5 protein-coding genes and 1 pseudogene are annotated in these 4,311 nt (G+C 31.1%); all 6 read right to left on the reverse strand.

What is annotated here, in order from left to right; genetic code table 11:
* Window positions 1–95: 95 nt before the first annotated feature.
* Window positions 96–653, reverse strand: a pseudogene (gene queC, locus KPL38_RS18350) (7-cyano-7-deazaguanine synthase QueC); the annotation flags it as partial.
* 16 nt (window positions 654–669) lie between these two features.
* The gene (gene folE, locus KPL38_RS18355) at window positions 670–1,260 is read right to left on the reverse strand and encodes a GTP cyclohydrolase I (protein ID WP_216290578.1); all 591 of its coding nucleotides are present in this window, start codon (window positions 1,258–1,260) and stop codon (window positions 670–672) included.
* A 4-nt stretch (window positions 1,261–1,264) separates the two neighbouring features.
* Complete coding sequence (gene queE / locus KPL38_RS18360) at window positions 1,265–1,930, reverse strand: putative 7-carboxy-7-deazaguanine synthase QueE (protein WP_216290582.1); 666 nt, start codon at window positions 1,928–1,930, stop codon at window positions 1,265–1,267.
* Between the two features lies 1 nt (window position 1,931).
* Entirely contained in the window at window positions 1,932–2,363 is a 432-nt protein-coding gene (gene queD / locus KPL38_RS18365) for a 6-carboxytetrahydropterin synthase QueD (protein WP_216290579.1), read from the reverse strand.
* 59 nt (window positions 2,364–2,422) lie between these two features.
* The gene (locus KPL38_RS18370; RefSeq protein ID WP_216290580.1) at window positions 2,423–3,181 is read right to left on the reverse strand and encodes an acyl-CoA dehydratase activase; all 759 of its coding nucleotides are present in this window, start codon (window positions 3,179–3,181) and stop codon (window positions 2,423–2,425) included.
* The gene (locus KPL38_RS18375) at window positions 3,169–4,179 is read right to left on the reverse strand and encodes a 2-hydroxyacyl-CoA dehydratase family protein (RefSeq protein WP_216290581.1); all 1,011 of its coding nucleotides are present in this window, start codon (window positions 4,177–4,179) and stop codon (window positions 3,169–3,171) included. The genes KPL38_RS18370 and KPL38_RS18375 overlap by 13 nt, the downstream gene beginning before the upstream one ends.
* Window positions 4,180–4,311: the final 132 nt, after the last annotated feature.

The following is a 4,311-nucleotide window of genomic DNA, read 5'->3' on the forward strand; positions in this document are numbered from 1 at the left end:
TTGTTCTATGCCCAGAATGTGATGCAAATATGATAATCAAAGGACGATGAGATTATCATATTTGCTTGGCATAAGGGTTTTTACTCGACCGTAGGGAGATTTTGTTCTTTGATTATATCAAGTACACCTAAATCATAAGCCATTTTCCAAGTTTCTGCTTTGTTAATCCACATCAAAGGGGTGTCAATTACGAAATCATAGCCCATAGCCAAGTTTAAAGTGACATTTAAGGATTTTATAAACACATCTCTACAATCAGGGTATCCACTAAAATCACTTTGAGATACGCCAGTTATAATATTACTTACACCTCTTTGCTTCGCAAATATAGCAACAAAGGTTAAAAATAATAAGTTCCTACCATCTACAAATGAATTAGGAACACCATCTTTAGGCGCCGACTTGTCCACTTTCATATCTTTTCTTGTTAAAGAATTTGGTGCTAGTTGATTTAACAAATTCAAGTCTAAAATGTGATGCTCAACACCATGATCTTTGCATATCTTTTTTGCACAATCAAGTTCTAATATATGTTTCTGGCCATAATCAAAAGATACAGCTATAACTTCTTCATACTTTTTTAATGCCCAAAACAAACAAGTAGTGCTATCTTGTCCACCACTGAATACTACTACTGCTTTTTTTTTGTTCATAATTTAAACACTCCCTTTATTTGGTATAAAGCATCATTAGTTTATTATTTAAAATTACATCAGTATTAAATCTTCCTCTATAAGTAGTTGATAATGTTTTAGTACCTGGTTTTTTTATACCACGAGTAGTCATGCAGGCATGTTCACCTTGTATGATAACAGCCACATCGCTTGAATTAGTTACTATCTGCATAATCTCAGCTATGTCTGTTCCTATTCTTTCTTGAAGCTGTAATCTTCGACCTACCATATCAGCTATTCTTGCAATTTTACTTAAACCTATGATCTTTTTATTAGGAACGTATGCAACTGAAACCTTCATATTATACATTAAGGCTAAATGATGTTCACAATGACTGAAAATTTGAATGTCCTTCATTATAACTATATCGCGGGAGTTATCATTAACTATTAAGTCATCAACAAATGTTGTATTAAACATTTGTGCAATCTCAGCATTGCTGTAGCACATGCCAGCGAATACTTCTTCATACATTTTAGCTACACGTTTGGGTGTATCGATAAGTCCTTCCCTTGATGGGTCGTCACCTAAAGCTATTAGAATACCTCTTATATGCTTCTCAATTGCTTTTGTATCTATTGCCATTGTTTTAAACACCTCTCTTATTTGGATCCCAAATAATTTTGTGAAGTTGAATTTGAAGGTTAACACCATTCATTTTATTATTCTTCATAAAATCTACAATTTTTTCTAGGTTAATTTGACCAAATACTGGACTAATATACACATTTATTTTATTTGTAAGTGAATATTTATCTATTATGAATTTGGAGTCTTCTAAATCCTTAATGTTACTAACAACAAACTTAACCGTATCTTTGTAATTTAAACAAGCAAAATTATCTAAATCCATTTTGTCCTCCATATTGCTTGAGGGAAGTTTATAATCCATATTAAAACTTGGTAGATTTTCTATATTAGAAAATTTGTCTAACGGAATACTGCCATTAGTTTCAATCTCAATATGAATGGAGGTGTCTTTAGACAAAACGGTTAAGAGTTCTATTATTCCTTCTTGTAATAGAGGTTCACCACCAGTTAGGGTTACATTGCGAATTTTAGTGGATTTTATATATTTATATATATCAGCTGATGACATATTATCATAATTTGCATCTTCTTTATTAGCCCAAGTTGTATCGCAGTAGCTACAATTTAAGTTGCAACCTGCAAATCTTATAAATACTACAAGTTGTCCTGATAGGGGACCTTCTCCGTTAACACTTACAAATTTTTCTACTACTTTAAATCTCACTTTAATGTACCTCGCTTTCATAATAAGATGCACCATTAGTAGGTGTTTCATAAACAGTAGTTTGCCTTACTTTATATCCTTTTTCTTTCATTATATTAAAGAAAAATTTTGCGAAATTTTCTGCTGTTGTTCTAAAATCAACCAATATTACTTTAAAGCCATCTTGCTTTATACAATTTAAAGTTTCATCTCTCATACTACCTACTTCTACTATTAAAGCATGATCGTATTCATCTACCATAGCTTTAACATCCTTTTTTAAATCACCAAAATCTATTACCATACTGTCGAGTTGACCACCTTTTATCAGGGTTTCTGATTGTACTTCAACCTCAACCTTCCATCTATGTCCGTGAATATTTGCGCATTTCCCTTTATAGTCAGAAAGAAAATGTGCACTATCAAAGCTATGTTCTGATTTTAAACTATACATATGTACATTCCTCCATAAATTTGTATTATGTTATTTAATGACTTTTAAAATATTTAGTTTTATAAAAATTTACTTCCATAATTACAACATCCAATAGCTCCGTTTAATTGAGGGTCCTTAATTGATATAATTTCCTCGTAATCATTACTTAGAAATCTATTAATTGCGACATTACTAGCCACACCGCCAGTTAAAACTAATTTTTTACCTTTAAATCTACTCAAAAGAGGCTGGAGCCTTTTGTATAGAGAGTAATTTACACTAGAACACAAACTTTCTATGCTTATTCCTTCTGCTATTTTCCCAATTAATTCTGACTCAGAAAAAACAGCACAGGTTGAATTAAGTTCTATAGGATTCTTAAAATGTTTACTCATCTCATCTAGTGATACTTCAAGCACATTTGCCATATTCTCTAAATATCGCCCGCAGGATGCAGCACATTTTTCATTAAGTTCTAGATCAGTTGTGATGCCTTTTTCAACTTTTACGACTTTAACATCTTGTCCACCAACATCTAAAAGTATAAAATCTTTTAAATCAGTTTGATAGAAGGCACCATATACATGAGCTTTTATTTCATTTATTGGTGTAAACAGCGCTAAGTCAGTGTTGTTTTTCCCATAACCTGTAGATACGGCCCTGTCAATTTGTTTTATATCAAGCTTGTCTAAATCAACAATAATTTTACCATCATATTTACAATAATTTCTGTAGAAGTTTATGGTACTTACTTTCATTGAATGTATTATCGTATTGTCTTTCATTAAAACTATTTTGACTTCACGACTTCCAAGATCAATTCCTAAGACTCGCATTTTTTAGCCTCCTTTAAATCTATTAACATATCAAGAAAGGCTTCTAACCTAAGTTTTGTTCTTGCATCTAGGGAATTTAATTTGTCACCTTCTATATTTAATATAGGAATGTCTAACTTTTCTTTTAAAACGATATTTGCAACTGCTCTATAACAAAATGCTTGTGTATAGTGAATTATTCCATCTAAGTGTCTCTCATCAATTTGCTTTTGTAATTCTATGATTCTAAACTGTGTATCATAAGGATAAGTATAGTCAAAATACTGCTCATATATATTTAATGCAATCTCAGCTCTTGGAAATGCAAATTCTCTTTGAACCTCATTGTAAACAAAACTAGCATTAAGATTTTCAACAAACTCGTATATATCTGGGGTCATAGGAGGAACCCCAATATACCCAAGACGTAATTTCCTATTTATCGGTTTTCTATTTTTTATACTGGAAATAGCCTTTTTTAAATCATTCTCAAAAGCTTCTGCATCGCCATTAAAATCACTTGAACTTACTTGATATAAATTATTTTCAAAACCTGTTGCTTTATTATTTATATACGTTAACTCATCAATTTTTTTAACTAGGGATCGAACTTTGTTTAGTCTTTTTCTAACTATTTCAACTTCTTTTATTGTTACTTTAAAGATATTCATAAATTTATTTATCTTGTGTTCTACATCAACTTTCTTGTGACTGTGAGGAAATGAAAATGGATATACTTTTATTCCTCTTAATTGTAGAACCTCAATAAGTGCTTTTGTATTAGAGCAATCACCTTCCACAACTCCAACTATTTCTTTTATGTTATTTTGCAAACATGCTCCATAAATTCCCTTAATCCAAGTGCACAAACTTTTAGGGAAACCGTCTCTTTCAGCAATATCTATATATTTAATATAGTCCTTTGAGGTTATAAATAAATTATTTAAATCCACAGGAGTATAGCCGGCTGCAATGAGAACTTCAACTGGCACGGTTGTTGTTAAACCTATTTTCTTCATAATAAATCCTCCTAAGAAACAAAGATAGTGTTAACACTATCTTTGTTTTATTTATTTAAGACCCTGCAATTGCAAGGATTGTAGCTGTTTTTAAGAAAAAAAACAATGACCCCCTCTTTCTGGTATAATTGT

It is taken from the genome of Clostridium psychrophilum (assembly GCF_018861705.1).
GTDB classification, from domain to species: domain Bacteria; phylum Bacillota; class Clostridia; order Clostridiales; family Clostridiaceae; genus Clostridium_AD; species Clostridium_AD psychrophilum.

Coding starts and splice junctions, on each gene's coding strand:
- folE (WP_216290578.1), bottom strand. CDS start 1,260: ATGGCAATAGATACAAAAGCAATTGAGAAGCATATAAGAGGTATTCTA.
- queD (WP_216290579.1), bottom strand. CDS start 2,363: ATGTATAGTTTAAAATCAGAACATAGCTTTGATAGTGCACATTTTCTT.
- KPL38_RS18370 (WP_216290580.1), bottom strand. CDS start 3,181: ATGCGAGTCTTAGGAATTGATCTTGGAAGTCGTGAAGTCAAAATAGTT.
- KPL38_RS18375 (WP_216290581.1), bottom strand. CDS start 4,179: ATGAAGAAAATAGGTTTAACAACAACCGTGCCAGTTGAAGTTCTCATT.